Raw genomic sequence first — 17240 nt, 5'->3', positions numbered from 1 at the left:
AAAGTCCAACCACCATTTCCTGGTTAGATTCACCCGGTAAGAATAAATGAAAAAGTAAATGCAAACCTGATTACCAGATTAGCAGGAAGCCCTCAAAATCCACTCAGCACTGGTCGCGCAGCTTCCAGGAGAGCCATTTGTCGAGTTCCACCTCAGGCAGCGGCCGGGAATAGAAAAATCCCTGTACCTGGTCGCAGCCGTATTCCGCCAGCGCGGTGACGGTCTCCGCGTTTTCGACGCCTTCGGCCAGCACGGTATAGTCCAGCTCTTTGAGCATGCCAATAATGCTGCGGGCAATAATGCGCGACGCCGTATCGGATGAAATTTTGCTGATAAGCGTCCTGTCCAGCTTAATAATGTCCAGCGGCATACGTCGCAGGTAGCTGATATTACTGTAGCCGGTCCCAAAGTCATCCAGCGATATGCCGAAGCCGCGCAGCTTAAGCATTTCCAGTCCCTTGATGGCAGAGGGACTTTCAATAATCCGCTCCGTCTCCAGACACTCAATGCCCAGCAGCGAGGTAGGCAATTTTGCTTTTATCATCTTCATTTCCAGCACGTCGGCAAAATCCTGGCGGGAAAAGTCGTCGCTGCTGATATTAATAGTGACCGGAAGCTGAATGCCGCTGTTCCGCAGGCGCGAAAGGCGTTCGATTACGCGGTCCGTGACCCAAACCGTTAGCGCGCTGAGCAGTTCGGTTTGTTCGGCCAGCGGCAAAAACTGGGCCGGGCTAAGCTCGCCGCGCTGCGGGTGCCGCCAGCGGATTAACGCTTCCAGCCCCACCGGTTTACCGCTGTGCAGACAAATTTTGGGCTGCCAGGCAAGCCAGAGTCCATTATCTTCGCGCAGGGCGGAAGCCAGCTCGTGGATCAGGGTAAAGTCTCGGGTATGGCGCGTATCGGCACACTGGTTGAAACGCATCGAGGAAGCCCCGCGTGCGATGGCTTCATGTAGGGCACTTACCGCGCGGCGCAATGCCTCCTGGGCAGAAATTTCGTCAGGCGTAAAGGTGACTTCACCGGTATGCGTTGCAAGGGCAACGGCGATACCTTCACCGAGATCGGCGCTGATACCTGCCAGCTTACTTGCCACCCAATCTGCGGTCAGGTGACTGTTATCTCGCGTCAGCAGCGCGAAGCGCCCGGTGGCAACGGTGTACAGCATATCGCCGGACGCGGGCCGCAGACGCAGAGGAAGCAGCGTGGCCACATCCTTAAGCAGGCTTTCCACTGGCCCCATGCCCATTGAGCGAGCCAGCTCATAAGCGCGCGGCATATCGATGCAGTCAATCAGCACCAGCCGGCGTGGCGCAAGGTCTTCGGATGTTGCCAGAAACTGCAGGTCGCGGATCAGGCGCTGGCTGTTAGGCAGGCCGGTAACCGGATCGGTAAAGCTGGCCGCATGCCAGGCTTCCAGAAACGACGTCACCAGCGCGGCCAGTAGTTTCAGCGTAACCATCTGCTCGGCATTAAATGGATGAGGGGCGGTGTCGGTCACACACAGCGTCCCTACCACGACGCCTCCCTGATATTTCAGCGGCACGCCAGCATAAAAGCGAATATAGGGCGCGCCGGTAATAAGCGGGTGAGTAGCAAAGCGGTTGTCCAGCCAGGTATCAGGTACGATCACCGCAGTATCGCCATCCACCGCATGCCGACACAAAGAATCTTCGCGTGAGGACTGTGCGAGGGCAAAATTATGGGCCGCCTGCACGTGCTGGTGCTCGTCGTCCAGTACGGAGATAAAGCTGCCCGGAATACCCAGCGACTGGCTGGCCAGACGGACAAACCTGCGCAGCACATCGTCGCGGCTTTCATCGGGGCTGCGCAGCGCTTTCAGCGCCTGGCGATCTTCGTCGCCGGTAAAATTCATTTGCATAAGGTCCTCCGCCCCGGCCCTGTTCCGATGCGAAATTAAAAAAAGAGTGAGTAGTGGATCGTAATAACGCGCAATGTTTGCGAAGGGAAAACAATTGAAGCTTTATTTTAATGCCTACAATAGGCGATAACTGGTCTGACGTCACTTTTTATTTCTTTAATGAAATAATTAGTGAGGAACGATTCTTTTATTTCATTGTGCGGTTTTTATTTTATTAATAAGACTGGCGGCTATTTGATTTAAAAAAACACATGCGTCCTGATAATACAGGTAAGCAAGCGCCATACAAAGTAATCAGGATCCATACAAAGTAATAAAGTGTATTTAATTTACTACTTTTATCTTCCTTATCCTGTAGCGTGCAGCCATGTGCGCCTGCTAATGCCGAACGAACTACCTGTGCAATTTGCGTGGAGGCCTGCAAAAAAATAACAGGAATCTTTGCGCCCGGGTGCCTTAAGTTCTTCCGGAGAAGGTCGATATTAGGGTAACGACATTAGCGGAAAACATTATTTTTCGGTAACTGGTGGCTGGCTGGGGTAGGGGCTTCACCTGCCTGATGCATTGCCCGCTCATGTTACGAAAAATGATAATGCGATAAGACTTTTTATCTGACCCCGCCTGCGGCAGGGCCAGGCTTTTCGGGCCTTTCTTCCGGCGGCGACACGGCAGAGTTCAGCTGTCTCGTCTGATTGAACGTGTCCCCATTTGCTGCGTCATGTCGGCTACAGCACACCATAACAAAGGGGACAAACTCTGAAACGCCCACTCTCAGACCAGGAAGCTGCCCGCCTTGCCGCACTGGCGCAGTATCAGCTGACAAACGAGCTTCCGGAAGAGGCGCTCGACCGTCTTACCGCGCTCGCAGCACGCCTCTTTCGCGTGCCGGTCGCTTTTATCTCACTGATTGACGACCAGCAGCAGCTCTTCAAGTCCTGTTACGGGCTGAATATTTCCGGCACTGCCCGCAGCGTAGCGTTCTGCGATCATACGCTGATGCAGGCTGATATCCTCTGCGTGCCGGACGCGCTAGACGATCCGCGTTTTTGCGACAGCCCGTTGGTGCACGGCTACCCTAACATCCGCTTTTACGCGGGTATTCCGCTGTCCACGCCGGATGGTTACCGTATCGGCACCGTTTGCCTGATCGATACGCAGCCGCGTCCGCCGCTTACACCGGCAGATCGCCAACACCTGGCCGACATTGCCGCGCTGGTTATGGACCGGATGGAAATCCGCCGTCTGGAGCTGCTGCGCCATGCCAGCCAGCAGCGGTTACAGGCGATATCCACGACCTCGCCAGATACCATTATCTGCACCGATCTCTGCCGCGGTATCACTTTCTGGAACCCGGCGGCGACCAGAATGTTCGGCTTTGACGCGCAAGAGATGGTCGGTCAGTACGTAGCGGATCTCATCCCCAAACGCTGCCAGGCCGATTACCGCAACGAGCTTGCGCATCTGATCAGTGACGAAGAGGCCATTGCCCGTCCGCGTACCATCCAGATTTGGGGACTGCGCCGCAACGGCGAGGAGTTTCCGGCCGAGGTCTCTTTCTCGGGCTGGCGGGAAAACGGTGAGAGGCTGGTCGGCATGATCATCCGCGACGTGACGGCCAGACATGAAAGTGAAGCGCGCCTGTGCGAGCTGGCCTCGCTGGATATGCTCACGCGCCTTGCCAGCCGCAGCGCATTCATGGAGCAGCTTGGCCAGCTGACCGAGGCCGGCGTGCCTTATACGCTGCTGATGACCGACCTTGATGGCTTCAAGGAGGTTAACGACACCCTCGGCCACGCCGCAGGCGACGCGCTTTTATGCCATGTGGCCGAGCAGATCCGCGCGGTCTGCGAGCATGCGGTCATGGCTGCGCGGCTGGGGGGCGACGAATTCATTATCCTGCTGCCGGGCGGGAGCAGTGAGGCAACGCTGACTGCCGGACGCCTGATTGCAGCGGTACAGACGCCGTTTCGCTATCACGGTTCGCCCGTGGTGGTCGGCGCGAGCACAGGGATAGCATCTTATCCGGAACATGGACAGGATCCCTCATCCGTGATGTCAGCGGCAGATCTGGCTCTTTACCGTGCCAAAGCGTCTGGCAAGGGTTGCAGCGTTCTGTTTCTGCCAGCGTTTCGCGAGGCCGAACAGCGGCGGCGGCGTTTTGAGCGTGAACTGGAAACCGCCGTACGTCAGCAGCAGTTTGTTCTGCATTACCAGCCGCGCTATGACGTCGGAAGCGGACGTCTGCTCGGCTGCGAGGCACTGGTTCGCTGGCAGCATCCGGCTCGTGGCCTGCTGCTTCCGGCCGCTTTTATCGACATGCTGGTGAAAAGTCCGCTTTCGGTCACCCTTGGCGAATGGATAATCCGTACCGCCCTGGCACAGGTTCGCCAGTGGCAAATCCGCTGCCCGCAGCTGCGCGTCAGCATTAACCTGTTTCCTCGCCAGCTGGCCGGCAACGCGCTGGAAACGGTACTGCGCGAATGCGTTGGCGGCGATGCGGACTTTGTTGATTTCGAAGTGGACGAGCCGTTGCTGACGACGCTGTTTCAGGATGCGCCCGCGCATTTCGAAGCGGTCCGGAAAACGGGCGCTTCTTTTGTTATCGATCACTATGGCCGCACGCTGGGGGCCATGAGCCTGCTGCGGCACGGTTTCTTTAGCGGGTTTAAAATTGACAAATCGCTGACGCACGAGCTCAGCACTAACATACATGTACAGACGATGTTCCGGGCGATGGCCGCGCTGGGCAAAAGCCTGGGCATTAACGTGGCGGCGGAAGGTGTCGAAGAGGGGATGCAGCAGGCGTTTGTGACCAGCGCGCAGTGCGACATTATGCAGGGTAACGGATTATGCCGACCGCTTACCGTATCGGACTTTGAGACGCTGCTGACGGAGGAACGCAGCACGTCGCCGCACAGCAAATTTTAATGGGAAGAAACGAATATCGACGCTGGCTGCACCGGTGGGATGGCGAAGTTACGCTGCATGCGTTTTATCTCTTCTGCCGGGGGCAGGCCAAACAGGCGTTTGAACTCGCGATTAAACTGCGAAGGACTTTCATAGCCGACGGCGTAACTCGCGGCGGCGGCAGTGATATGTTGACGCACCATCAACATCCGCGCCTGGTGCAGGCGCACCGATTTTACATACTGCATCGGCGGCATACGGGTTATTGCTTTGAAGTGAGTATGAAAAGTCGGCACGCTCATTCCGGTCTCTTTAGCCAGTTGCGTCAGCGTTAACGACTCTGCGTAGCAGGTATGGATGCGCTGGATCACTTTGCCGATTTTGCCAAACTGCCCGTGTAAGGCCAGCGCGGCGCGCATTGCATTGCCCTGTGCGCCTGTCAATACGCGGAAATAGAGCTCACGAACCCTGGCGGGGCCGAGGATCGCCGCTTCAAGCGGATCGTTCAGGCTCTCAAGCAAGCGCAGCACGGCCATGGTTACCTTATCGTCCATCGGACTCGAGATCATACTTTGCGGTGCGGCAGGAGGATGCGGGACAGCATTCTTTTCGATCTGCAACAGGAGTTCAGCGGCCAGCTGAAAATCCAGATGCAGATAAATCGCCAGCAAGGGATGTTCTGCTGACGCGTCGGTTTCCATCACAAACGGTACCGGCACCGAAACCGCCAGATAGTGCTGTTCATCGTATAAATAGGTCTGCTGACCGAAAAAGCCGCGCTTGCTGCCCTGGCAGACAATGACGATCCCCGGATCGTAAAGCACCGGGGTTCTGGCGAGTGGACGATCGGCACGCAAAATTCGTACATCAGGCAATGCAGTAAGGTTATATCCCTCCTGCACGGCGAGTGCTTTCACTAAAGTGATCATCACGGACATCACTGCACCTCATAAGATCAGGCAAGAAAAACAGAAAATACGGCCTAAAAAAGCGGCAAGGCAGAGAATACCATTCAACTTCCACTGTTCATGGGAATTCTTTTTATGACATCTGCAAAAACACTTTTAATCACCGGCGTCAGCAGCGGGTTTGGTCGTGCGCTGGCGCAGGAAGCCCTCGCCGCAGGCCATCGGGTTATCGGCACCGTGCGCAATCACGAGGCACAGCAGGCTTTCGATGCGCTTGATGCGCAGCGGGCCTTTAGCCGCCTGCTTGATGTTACCGACTTTGAGCGTATTGATAAGGTGATTGCGGAAATTGAATCCACCGTTGGTCCGATTGACGTGCTTGTCAACAATGCCGGTTACGGCCATGAGGGCATCATGGAAGAATCCTCGCTTGCAGAAGTGCACCGTCAGTTTGACGTAAATGTGTTCGGCGCGGTAGCGATGATTAAAGCCGTGCTGCCGGGCATGCGCCAGCGGCGTCACGGCCATATTATTAATATCACCTCGATGGGCAGTTTTATCACTATGCCCGGCATCAGCTCTTACTGCGGCAGCAAATTCGCCCTGGCTGGCATATCAGAAACGTTAAGCAAAGAGCTTGCTCCGTTCAATATACACGTGACGGCCGTGGCGCCTGGCTCCTTTCGCACCAACTGGGCCGGACGATCGATGGTACGCAGCGCGCGCAGCATCCCGGACTATGACGCTTTATTTAATCCCATTCGACAGGCACGTGAGGAAAAAAGCGGTAAGCAACTCGGCGATCCCGTGAAGGCTGCACGCGCCATGCTGGCAATCATTGAGAGCCAGAACCCGCCAACACAGCTGTTATTAGGCAGTGATGCATTAAGTCTGGTGCGGCAAAAGCTCGCGGCGCTCAGCAAGGAAATAGAACAATGGGAAGAAGTGACGCGCTCAACGGATGGTTGAGTAACGAAAGATAAGCGCTGCAAAATTTACACAGAAGAAGAGAAGAAAACGGGGCGAAGTTCGCCCCGTTATTATATTGCTACAGTAAACGGAGATTAACCGATGGTCATCAGGCTGGCATTGCCGCCTGCCGCCGCAGTGTTAACGCTGAGTGAACGCTCAATCAGCAAACGCTCCAGCAGCAGATTGGTTTCACCACGGCCAAAGCCCTGTACCGAAACAATCGCGCCTTCTCGTGCGGCTACGGTTTCGCAAACGCTGCGTAGCTGATCGGCATCGCCGTGATAAATCACCGCGTCAAACTCAGTTTGCTGCGCCAGCGGACTGGCGGCAAAGTCGATACGGCTTTGCACTGCCGCAGGCAGCTTCTTCGCCAGCGAGCGATGCAGTTCATCATCCTGCCATAGCGCACGACTGCCTACGGCGGTCACGGCGGCAAGCTGCACCAGCGCATCCTGCTCGTTATCCGCAAGGCAAAGTACGCGCTCGCGCGGCAGCAGCGTGAAGGTGTTGCGCTCGCCCGTTGGGCCAGGCAGCAGACGAACGGTGCCGCTTTGTCCCAGTTCCGCGAACTGTTTGCAAATTGCCGCCAGCTCTGGCTTATCCTTCGCCCATTCCGTCAGCGTCTGATGGGTGGTCAGCAATACCGGGCGCAGCGCCGCATCAACCGGACGTTCGCTGTCCTGGCGATCCAGCGTCAGCTTCAGCGCGCCTTCCGGACGGTTAGAGAGCAGACGATACAGATAAAGCGGCCCGCCCGCTTTTGGACCGGTGCCGGAAAGGCCCTCGCCGCCGAACGGCTGCACGCCAACCACGGCGCCAACCATATTACGGTTAACGTACAGGTTGCCCACTCTGGCGCTGGCGGTAACCTGATTGATGGTTTCATCAATACGCGTATGCACGCCCAGCGTCAGGCCATAGCCGGAGGCGTTAATCTGCTCGATAATTTTCGGCAGCGTGCTGCGGTTATAGCGCACCACGTGCAGGACCGGGCCAAAGATCTCTTTATCCAGATCCGCGACGTTTTCCAGCTCAATCAGCGTTGGCGGAATAAACGTGCCGCTCTGCCACTCTTTACTGTCGTGCGCATCGTTAAAGGCGGCCTGGTAAACCTTCATCCCTTTACTGCGCATCGCCTGAATATGGCGCTCGATATTCTCTTTCGCTTCGCTGTCGATCACCGGACCGATATCGGTTGAAAGACGTTCAGGATTACCCATGCGGCATTCGGCCATCGCGCCGCGCAGCATTTGCAGCGTATGGTCGGCCACGTCTTCCTGAATACACAACATACGCAGGGCAGAGCAGCGCTGGCCCGCACTGTCGAAAGCCGAGGCGACGATATCGACCACCACCTGTTCAGTCAGCGCGGAAGAGTCGACGATCATGGTGTTCATACCGCCGGTTTCAGCGATTAACGGCGTTGGTCTTCCCTGCGGATCCAGACGACCTGCAAGGTTACGCTGTAATAGCGTTGCGACCGCGGTAGAACCGGTAAACATGACGCCACGTACGCGGTCATCGCCGGTCAGCTGCGCGCCCACGGTTTCACCCATGCCCGGCAGAAGCTGTAACGCACCCACCGGCACGCCCGCCTCATGCAGAATAGCAACGGCGGCAGCGGCGACCAGCGGCGTCTGTTCGGCAGGCTTAGCCAGCACGCTGTTGCCAGCGGCCAGCGCGGCGGCAATTTGTCCGGTAAAGATCGCCAGCGGGAAGTTCCACGGGCTAATACAGACTACCGGGCCCAGCGGACGGTGCGTTTCGTTATCAAAATCGTCACGTACCTGCCCGGCGTAGTAGTGCAGGAAGTCCACGGCCTCACGCACTTCGGCAATGGCGTTATTAAAGGTTTTGCCCGCTTCACGTACCAGGATACCCAGCAGACGCTGTAGCTGTCCTTCCATCATTTCGGCGGCGCGAGTCAAAATTTCTGCACGCGCGGCAGGCGGGGTGGCGAACCAGATTGGGCCAGCGTTGACGGCGGCATCCAGCGCGGTAGAAACTTCCCGGGCCGTAGCGTGGCGCACATAGCCAACGATATCGGCAGGCTCTGCCGGGTTAACGACCGGCAGCTGTTCGCCACTTTCCGTTTCACCATCGATAACCGGCGCGGCATGCCACGGCTGGATAGCGCTGTTCAGCAGGGCGCTGGAAAGCGAAGCCAGACGATGCTCGTTGGCCAGATCCAGACCGGCAGAGTTCTGGCGATTGTCGCCATACAGATCGCGCGGCAAAGGAATTTTTGGATGCGGCAGGCCGATTGCGCCTTCCGTGCGGGCCAGTTTTTCGACTTCCTGTACCGGATCGGCAACCAGGTCTTCAATTTGCAGCGTGTTGTCTGCAATACGGTTAACGAAAGAAGTGTTTGCGCCGTTTTCCAGCAGGCGACGCACCAGATAGGCCAGCAGCGTTTCATGTGTACCGACCGGCGCATAAATACGGCATGGGCGATTCAGCTTGCCGTCGGCCACTTTGCCTACAACCTGTTCGTACAGCGGTTCGCCCATGCCGTGCAGGCACTGGAACTCATACTGGCCAGGATAATAGTTGTTACCCGCCATCTGATAGATCACCGCCAGCGTGTGCGCGTTATGCGTAGCAAACTGCGGATAGATCAGGTTAGGTACCGCCAGCAGCTTGCGCGCGCAGGCCAGATAAGAGATATCGGTGTAAACCTTGCGGGTGAATACCGGGTAGCCTTCCAGTCCGTCCATCTGCGCGCGTTTGATTTCGCTGTCCCAGTAGGCGCCTTTTACCAGACGGATCATCAGGCGGCGGCGGCTGCGCTGGGCCATATCGATGAGCGCGTCGATCACAAACGGGCAGCGTTTCTGGTAGGCCTGAATAACAAAACCGATGCCGTTCCAGCCTTCCAGTTCCGGCTCAAAGCAGAGTTTTTCCAGCAGATCCAGCGACAGCTCCAGCCGATCCGCTTCTTCCGCATCGATATTGATGCCGATGTCGTAAGAGCGCGCCAGCAGCGTCAGCGATTTCAGGATGGGGTAAAGCTCGCTCATCACGCGTTCATACTGCGCGCGGCTGTAGCGCGGATGCAGAGCGGAGAGCTTGATTGAGATGCCCGGGCCTTCATAAATGCCGCGGCCGTTAGAAGCCTTACCAATAGCGTGGATCGCCTGCTGGTAGGAAACCAGATAGGCTTCGGCATCTTTAGCCGTCAGCGCGGCTTCGCCCAGCATGTCATAAGAGTAGCGGAAGCCTTTCTCTTCCAGCTTGCGGGCATTGGCCAGCGCTTCCGCGATGGTTTCGCCGGTAACAAACTGTTCGCCCATCAGGCGCATCGCCATATCCACGCCTTTGCGGATCAGCGGCTCGCCGCTTTTACCGATGATGCGGTTCAGAGAGCGGGAGAGGTTAGCTTCGTTATGCGTTGCCACCAGGCGGCCGGTAAACAGCAAACCCCAGGTCGCCGCATTAACAAACATCGAAGGGCTACGGCCCAGATGCGACTGCCAGTTGCCGTTGCTGATTTTATCACGGATCAGCGCGTCACGGGTTGGCTTATCCGGGATACGTAATAGCGCTTCCGCCAGGCACATCAGCGCCACGCCTTCCTGAGAAGAGAGTGAGAACTCTTGCAGCAGCGATTGCACCATTCCGGCGCGTCCACCTGCACCTTTTTGGTGCCGAAGGGCGTTAGCGAGCTTATGAGCCAGCTTTTGCGTTTGCTGTCCTAATGGCTCGGGCAGACGAGCCTGCTCAAGCAACATCGGCACTGCCTGCGTCTCAGGCGTGCGCCATGCCGCAGTGATGGCCGAGCGCGTAACCGACTGGGGCAGAATATGTTCTGCAAACTCCAGAAACGGCTGATGCAGTTCTTCAACCGGCGCCTCGTCGTTCTCCTGAGCCACCGCCTGCAAAGGGAATTCCGGCAGGGCGTCGCCTCTTTCCAGCTGTTCCAGATAGTTAAAAATAGCCTGTTTAATCAGCCAGTGCGGCGTGCGGTCGATCTGGCCCGCGGCCTGGCGAATACGGTCGCGCGTGGCCTCGTCCAGCTTAACGCCCATAGTGGTTGTGCCCATGCCTTCAAACTCCTTGCAAATAGTCAAAAATGAAACTGGCAAGCAATATCACTTAAGTTGCAACTTTGTGCAACCTTGTTAAATGTGACCCTGATTGCAGAGTGCAAAATCGCTTTTTTTAAAAGCGGCATGAATATTGCTGCAAGAATCCGGCCAGATTTGCGAAACGCCACAATTTCTGGTTTTACAGGGGTTTTTTGGCAGGTGCTACCGGTGAGTTTGTGATCCAGTGCAACCTGTCAGATCGCCGTAAACGATGTAAGGTGAAATTTATGTAACGAGTGTGTTAAACCATTCAGCGGTGTTGTACCAGCTGACGGTTTACGGCAGGATACCCCGCCTGGGATGGGGATGAGTGGCACCGCTACGTTCCGGCGGTAACGCAAATAGCCTGGCGGTTGCACATTAACAATAATAAGTGGAGAACCTGAATGACAGTAAGTACACCGATGATGGTGACCTTTTGCGTTTATATTCTTGGCATGGTGTTTATCGGCTTTATGGCCTGGCGCTCGACCAAGAATTTTGACGACTATATTCTCGGGGGACGTAGCCTTGGCAGCGTGGTAACCGCACTGTCGGCAGGCGCATCAGATATGAGCGGCTGGCTGTTGATGGGCTTGCCCGGCGCTATCTTCCTGTCCGGCATTTCAGAAAGCTGGATCGCCATCGGCCTGACGTTGGGTGCCTATCTGAACTGGAAGATCGTTGCCGGACGCCTGCGCGTACAAACCGAACATCACGATAATGCATTAACGCTGCCGGATTTCTTTGCCAGCCGTTTTGAAGACCATAGCAAAATCTTGCGGGTTATCTCGGCGCTGGTCATTCTGGTGTTCTTCACTATTTACTGCGCTTCCGGCATTGTGGCCGGTGCCCGCCTGTTTGAAAGCACTTTTGGCATGAGTTATGAAACGGCGCTGTGGGCCGGTGCGGCCGCCACCATCATCTATACCTTTGTGGGTGGTTTCCTGGCAGTAAGCTGGACCGATACCGTCCAGGCCGGGCTGATGTTTTTTGCCTTGATTCTGACGCCGGTAATGGTGATTTTTGCCGTAGGTGGACTGAGCGACTCGCTGGCGGTTATTCAGGCCAAAAGCATTGAGAATATCGATATGCTGAAAAACCTGAACTTCGTGGCGGTAATTTCGCTGCTGGGCTGGGGGCTTGGCTATTTCGGCCAGCCACACATTCTTGCTCGCTTTATGGCGGCAGATTCTCACCACTCTATCCGTAGCGCGCGCCGTATCGGTATGGCGTGGATGATCCTGTGCCTCGGTGGCGCAGTAGCCGTCGGTTTCTTCGGAATTGCCTATTTCCAGAACCATCCTGAACTGGCGGCGGGCGTCAGCGATAACAGCGAGCGTATTTTTATCGAGCTGGCTCGAATTCTGTTCAATCCATGGATTGCCGGGATCCTGCTTTCTGCTATTTTAGCGGCGGTGATGTCGACGCTGAGCTGCCAGCTGCTGGTTTGCTCCAGCGCGCTGACGGAAGATCTCTACAAGAACTTTTTGCGCAAAAACGCTACCCAGCGCGAGCTGGTCTGGGTAGGGCGGCTGATGGTGCTGCTGGTGGCGGTGATCGCTATCGCGCTGGCTTCTAACCCCAATAACCGCGTACTGGGACTGGTAAGCTACGCCTGGGCAGGTTTTGGTGCTGCCTTCGGCCCGGTAGTGGTCTTCTCGCTTATCTGGAAGCGCATGACGCGTAACGGTGCGCTTGCCGGTATTATCGTGGGTGCCGCTACCGTGCTGATCTGGAAGCAATACGCATGGCTGAACCTGTATGAAATCATTCCGGGATTCATCTTTGCCAGCATTGCTATCGTGGTATTCAGCATGATTGGCAGCAAGCCTTCCGCAGCGGCGGTAGCGCGTTTTGAAACGGCGGAGGCCGAGTTCCATTCGCGTTAACAGTAGGTGACAAAGCTTAAAGGTGGTGGATAAACCTTAAGCGCTTTGTTTACAAGCTAAGGCTCGCTTCGGCGGGCCTTTTTTATGCGCGGGTGGGGGCAGAATAACGGCAGGCATCAGGTTAATTATGAGGATCTTAAGAAAGCGAAAGGTTGAAACGCTACTTTTATAGGGTTATGATTGGGTCATATAACAAGGATTTGTTGCATGGACTATGGATTAGAAACGCTTCTGAGCTTGCACGGTACAAAATATGAATATGCCTGTGGCTACTGGTATGAAATTATCGCTTATCGGGTAGAGCCGGGCATTAACAGGCCACATGGCATCAGATATTCGTTAACGCTGCACGATCGCCATAATCAACGTGTTTACGGTATGGATAATGCACATGCGCCTCACTGTCCGCAAAAAAGAATGTCAAGAGCTCGGATCCAGCGATGGGATCACGTGCACCAGACGCTGACAGATAAGGGTAAGCCTTATGATTTTGTTGATGCGGCACAGCTCATGGAACATTTTTTTACCGCTGTTGACGACATTATCGCGCAAGTGATCCAATGACGTTATAAAACAAGGGACTATTATGAAAGCACTTATTGGTATTATGCCGGAAAATGAATTTCGCGCGCGAATAATGGCGATTGTCAGAAAAGAATATGTGCCCGCTGAGGATGAGCCGAAAATCTGGTTTTCATCGCTTAATGCCGTCGCACAGATCCTCAGCCCTGAAAATCTTGAGCTGCTGGATCTCATCGATCGGGAAAAACCAGAAAGCATCTCCCGCCTGGCGGAATTGTCGGGACGGGCAAAGAGCAATCTTTCAGCCACGCTTACCACGCTGGCAAAGCACGGTTTTGTAAAAAAGGTAAAAGGTAATAACTGCATCAAACCCGTCGCTATTTTTACCGAATTTGATATCAGAACCGCCCGTTTCCCGCCCCGAAAAGCCAGCGCTGCCGCATAAGCGTTTCCCCCGTCATTGTGCGGGGCGTTCACTTCCTTCCATGTTTCGCCAGCCTGAAGGCGTAAGACCACCTCAGACAGTGAAAATAAACGGCCCGCCTCTTGTATTTCTTATGCCGATAATGATAATCGGTATCGTTTAGATTTACCCTTCTTTACCCGTAGCCCGTTCCTTCTTTGATGCCCGAGGTGCCTGTGTTTGTGCCGTTTCTGATTATGTTACGCGAAGGCCTCGAAGCCGCGCTGATCGTTAGCCTGATTGCCAGCTATTTGCAGCGCACCCAACGCAGCGAATGGTTTGGCGCAATGTGGGTTGGCGTGTTTGTCGCCGCCACGCTCTGCCTGGTGCTGGGCTACGTTATCAACGAGACCACCGGCGAGTTTCCCCAGCAGGAACAGGAACTTTTTGAAGGCGTGGTAGCGGTTGTCGCCGTCTGCATCCTTACCGGAATGGTGTTCTGGATGCGCAAAGTTTCACGCAATATCAAAGTGCATCTGGAAGGCGCGGTGGATAACGCTTTACAGCGCGGAAAGGGCGGTGGCTGGGCGCTGGTGCTGATGGTTTTTCTGGCCGTCGCGCGTGAAGGGCTGGAATCGGTCTTTTTTCTGCTGGCGGCCTTTCAGCAGGATGTCGGTATTGCGCCGCCGGTTGGCGCTATCCTGGGGCTGGCCACGGCTATCGTGCTCGGCATGCTGATTTACTGGGGCGGCGTGCGGCTGAATATGGCGGTGTTCTTTAAATGGACCAGCCTGTTTATCCTGCTGGTCGCGGCGGGCCTTGCGGCGAGTGCCGTTCGTGCATTTCATGAAGCCGGCTTGTGGAACGCGTTCCAGGGCCAGGCTTTCGATCTCAGCGACGTGCTTTCTACCAGTACGCTAACCGGTACGCTGCTGGAAGGCGTTTTTGGCTATCAGGAAGCGCCAAGCGTCAGTGAGGTCACGGTCTGGCTTTGCTATTTCATTCCTGCGCTGCTGCTTTATTGTCTGCCTGCACGGCCTTCGGCTGCGGCAATTTCACGTTAATTTGTTCGGCTTACACCTAAGGGATTTATCATGATTCACCGTTTTCGTAAGACGTCGCTGGCGGCAGCGCTGCTGGCCTGTTCTTCTGCTGCTCTGGCTGCAAATGTACCCCAGGTAAAAATCACGGTTAACGACAAGCAGTGCGAGCCGATGAACGTTACCGTCAATGCCGGTAAGACGCAGTTTATTATCCAGAACAACAGCCAGAAAGGGCTGGAGTGGGAGATCCTGAAAGGGGTCATGGTGGTGGAAGAGCGGGAAAACATCGCGCCAGGTTTTACGCAAAAGCTGACCGCTAATCTTGCAGCGGGCGAATATGAAATGACCTGTGGATTGCTCAGCAACCCTAAAGGCAAGCTGGTGGTGAAAGGTGCGCAGGATAAGTCAGACGCGCAGCCGGTGCTGATGCAGCTGGCTGGCCCACTGGCCGACTACAAGACCTGGGTCAACAGTGAAGTAGCCGCGCTGGTTACGGGCACCAAAGCCTTTACCGATGCGGTTAAAGCGGGCGACATTGAGAAAGCGCAGGCGCTCTATGCGCCAACGCGCGCGCACTACGAGCGTATTGAGCCAATCGCTGAGCTTTTCTCCGATCTGGACGGCAGCATTGATGCCCGTGAAGATGACTATGAGAAAAAGGCCGCCGATCCTAAATTCACCGGCTTCCACCGCCTGGAAAAAGCGCTGTGGGGCGACAAGTCAACCAAAGGCATGGAAAGCTACGCCGACAGGCTCTATGCCGACACGCTGGAACTGCAAAAACGCGTCAGCGAACTGGCTTTCCCGCCGGGTAAAGTGGTGGGTGGTGCGGCCGATCTGGTTGAAGAGGTTGCTTCCAGCAAAATTTCCGGCGAAGAAGATCGCTACAGCCGTACCGACCTGTGGGATTTCCAGGCCAACATTGATGGTGCACAAAAGATCGTTAACCTGCTGCGTCCAATGCTGCAAAAAGCCAATCCCGACCTGCTGGCGAAAATCGACGCTAACTTTAAGAAAGTTGACGCGGTTTTATCTAAATATCGCAGCGGCGAAGGATTTGAATCCTATGACAAGTTAACCAGCGCCGACCGTACCGCGATGAAAGGGCCTGTCACTACGCTGGCGGAAGACCTGGCTTTACTGCGCGGAACGCTGGGACTGGATTAGTATGGTAAAGCGAGCTGATGACGAAGCGGCGCTGCCTTCGCGCCGCCGTCTGCTTAAGGGAATGGGTATTCTTGGCGGCGTCGCGCTGACGGGCGGCTGTCCGGCACATGGCGCGACGGAAAAATCGTTTTCGCCGGGCGCGCTGTCGCCCAATGCCCGACAGCAGACCCAGCCTTTCTTCGGCCCGCATCAGGCGGGCATCGTCACGCCACAGCAGGCGGCGATGATGCTGGTGGCCTTTGACGTGCTGGCTGCGGATAAGGCCGATCTGGAACGCCTGTTCAGACTTTTGACCGATCGCATTGCTTTTTTGACCCGGGGCGGTAAAGCGCCGCTGGTCACTAATCCTCGCCTGCCGCCGATGGATTCCGGTATCCTGGGTGAAACGATTTATCCCGATAACCTGACGATAACGGTTTCGGTCGGCAATGCCTTGTTTGACGAACGCTATGGCCTGCAGGCGTTAAAGCCGCGCAGGTTACAGCCGATGACGCGTTTTCCTAACGATGCTCTGGATGCCAGCCTGTGCCATGGCGATCTGCTGCTGCAAATCTGTGCTAACACCAACGACACCGTTATCCATGCGCTGCGTGATATCATCAAGCATACGCCGGATCTCCTTAGCGTTCGCTGGCGGCGGGAAGGGTTTATCTCGGACCACGCAGCGCGCAGCCAGGGTAAAGAGACGCCGATTAATTTGCTGGGCTTCAAAGACGGCACGGCCAATCCCAATACGGCCGATGGCTCACTGATGGATAAAATCTTATGGGTGACCACTAAGCAGGATGAGCCTGGCTGGGCAGTCGGCGGCAGCTATCAGGCCGTCCGGATTATACAGTTTCATGTTGAATTCTGGGATCGCACGCCGCTGCGGGAACAGGAAAACATTTTTGGCCGCGTCAAGCACAGCGGTGCGCCGTTAGGCATGCTTAACGAGCACGATGTGCCGGACTACGCCAGCGATCCGCAAGGTACGATTACACCGCTGGACGCGCATATCCGTCTGGCAAACCCGCGCACGCCTCAGACCCAGGAAAACCTGATGCTGCGTCGTGGCTACAGCTACTCGCTGGGCGTGTCTAATTCTGGCCAGCTGGAAATGGGACTGCTGTTTGTTTGCTATCAGCACGATTTGCAAAAAGGCTTTCTTGCTGTACAAAAAAGACTCAATGGTGAGGCGCTGGAAGAATATATCAAACCCGTCGGCGGCGGTTATTTTTTCGCGCTGCCCGGCGTCGTTGACGACAAACATTATCTTGGACAAGCTTTACTTCAGGCCTGATGGTTTTCAACCTTCCGTTACGCCTCGTGCGGAAGGTTGTTTTTTAATCAATTGCCAACTTTCTAACCAGTTCTCACTATTTAGAAAAAAGTGTTCCTCGATTATCAATAGCTATCTCATTGAATTTTATCACCTGTTAATTTAGCCATCGCGTACGCGTCCTGTTATTCAGTAGTTTCCTCTGCCTCGCCTGCAAAT

At 55.5% G+C, this 17240-nt stretch carries 11 protein-coding genes; 8 read left to right on the top strand and 3 right to left on the bottom strand.

Annotated features, from left to right (window positions below):
- Positions 1–103 precede the first annotated feature (103 nt).
- Entirely contained in the window at positions 104–1879 is a 1776-nt protein-coding gene (locus tag KUE00_RS01000; RefSeq protein ID WP_246757632.1) for a bifunctional diguanylate cyclase/phosphodiesterase, read from the bottom strand.
- Between the two features lie 801 nt (positions 1880–2680).
- Here KUE00_RS01000 and KUE00_RS00995 point away from each other — a divergent pair.
- A complete protein-coding gene (locus KUE00_RS00995; RefSeq protein WP_246758060.1) occupies positions 2681–4807 on the top strand; it encodes a sensor domain-containing phosphodiesterase in 2127 nt (708 codons plus the stop codon).
- Here the strand turns inward: KUE00_RS00995 and KUE00_RS00990 are convergent.
- Positions 4804–5724 (bottom strand): AraC family transcriptional regulator, encoded by a 921-nt coding sequence (locus KUE00_RS00990; protein WP_246757631.1) that lies wholly within the window; start codon positions 5722–5724, stop codon positions 4804–4806. The two genes, KUE00_RS00995 and KUE00_RS00990, sit on opposite strands and share 4 nt — an antisense overlap.
- A 105-nt stretch (positions 5725–5829) precedes the next feature.
- Here KUE00_RS00990 and KUE00_RS00985 point away from each other — a divergent pair, with 105 nt between their 5' ends.
- Positions 5830–6663 (top strand): oxidoreductase, encoded by an 834-nt coding sequence (locus KUE00_RS00985; protein ID WP_246757630.1) that lies wholly within the window; start codon positions 5830–5832, stop codon positions 6661–6663.
- Positions 6664–6758: 95 nt separating this feature from the next.
- Here the strand turns inward: KUE00_RS00985 and putA are convergent, their stop codons facing one another.
- Entirely contained in the window at positions 6759–10709 is a 3951-nt protein-coding gene (gene putA / locus KUE00_RS00980; RefSeq protein WP_246757629.1) for a trifunctional transcriptional regulator/proline dehydrogenase/L-glutamate gamma-semialdehyde dehydrogenase, read from the bottom strand.
- A gap of 431 nt (positions 10710–11140) precedes the next feature.
- Between putA and putP the strand changes: the two genes are divergently transcribed.
- The 6 genes from putP (at position 11141) to efeB (ending at position 17042) form a co-directional block, all read left to right on the top strand.
- Positions 11141–12625, top strand: a complete 1485-nt coding sequence (gene putP, locus KUE00_RS00975) for a sodium/proline symporter PutP (protein ID WP_246757628.1) — start codon at positions 11141–11143, stop codon at positions 12623–12625.
- A 207-nt stretch (positions 12626–12832) separates the two neighbouring features.
- Positions 12833–13189 (top strand): toxin-antitoxin system TumE family protein, encoded by a 357-nt coding sequence (locus tag KUE00_RS00970; protein ID WP_246757627.1) that lies wholly within the window; start codon positions 12833–12835, stop codon positions 13187–13189.
- A gap of 22 nt (positions 13190–13211) precedes the next feature.
- Positions 13212–13592: an HVO_A0114 family putative DNA-binding protein gene (locus KUE00_RS00965; RefSeq protein ID WP_246757626.1), complete on the top strand. Its 381-nt coding sequence runs from the start codon at positions 13212–13214 to the stop codon at positions 13590–13592.
- Between the two features lie 194 nt (positions 13593–13786).
- Entirely contained in the window at positions 13787–14614 is an 828-nt protein-coding gene (gene efeU, locus KUE00_RS00960) for an iron uptake transporter permease EfeU (RefSeq protein WP_246757625.1), read from the top strand.
- 27 nt (positions 14615–14641) lie between these two features.
- On the top strand, positions 14642–15760 hold the full coding sequence (gene efeO / locus KUE00_RS00955; protein ID WP_246758059.1) for an iron uptake system protein EfeO: 1119 nt from the start codon (positions 14642–14644) through the stop codon (positions 15758–15760).
- Position 15761: 1 nt separating this feature from the next.
- Entirely contained in the window at positions 15762–17042 is a 1281-nt protein-coding gene (efeB, locus tag KUE00_RS00950) for an iron uptake transporter deferrochelatase/peroxidase subunit (RefSeq protein ID WP_246757624.1), read from the top strand.
- The last annotated feature ends 198 nt before the right edge of the window (positions 17043–17240 follow it).

The sequence above is a fragment of the Erwinia phyllosphaerae genome, assembly GCF_019132875.1.
GTDB lineage: Bacteria > Pseudomonadota > Gammaproteobacteria > Enterobacterales > Enterobacteriaceae > Erwinia > Erwinia phyllosphaerae.
This window is presented reverse-complemented; position numbering and strand designations above follow the sequence as displayed.

Bases quoted from the DNA above. Each gene is read 5' to 3' on its own strand.
- putA (WP_246757629.1), bottom strand. From the start codon at position 10,709: ATGGGCACAACCACTATGGGCGTTAAGCTGGACGAGGCCACGCGCGAC.
- KUE00_RS01000 (WP_246757632.1), bottom strand. From the start codon at position 1,879: ATGCAAATGAATTTTACCGGCGACGAAGATCGCCAGGCGCTGAAAGCG.
- KUE00_RS00970 (WP_246757627.1), top strand. From the start codon at position 12,833: ATGGACTATGGATTAGAAACGCTTCTGAGCTTGCACGGTACAAAATAT.
- efeB (WP_246757624.1), top strand. From the start codon at position 15,762: ATGGTAAAGCGAGCTGATGACGAAGCGGCGCTGCCTTCGCGCCGCCGT.
- KUE00_RS00965 (WP_246757626.1), top strand. From the start codon at position 13,212: ATGAAAGCACTTATTGGTATTATGCCGGAAAATGAATTTCGCGCGCGA.
- putP (WP_246757628.1), top strand. From the start codon at position 11,141: ATGACAGTAAGTACACCGATGATGGTGACCTTTTGCGTTTATATTCTT.
- KUE00_RS00990 (WP_246757631.1), bottom strand. From the start codon at position 5,724: ATGTCCGTGATGATCACTTTAGTGAAAGCACTCGCCGTGCAGGAGGGA.
- KUE00_RS00985 (WP_246757630.1), top strand. From the start codon at position 5,830: ATGACATCTGCAAAAACACTTTTAATCACCGGCGTCAGCAGCGGGTTT.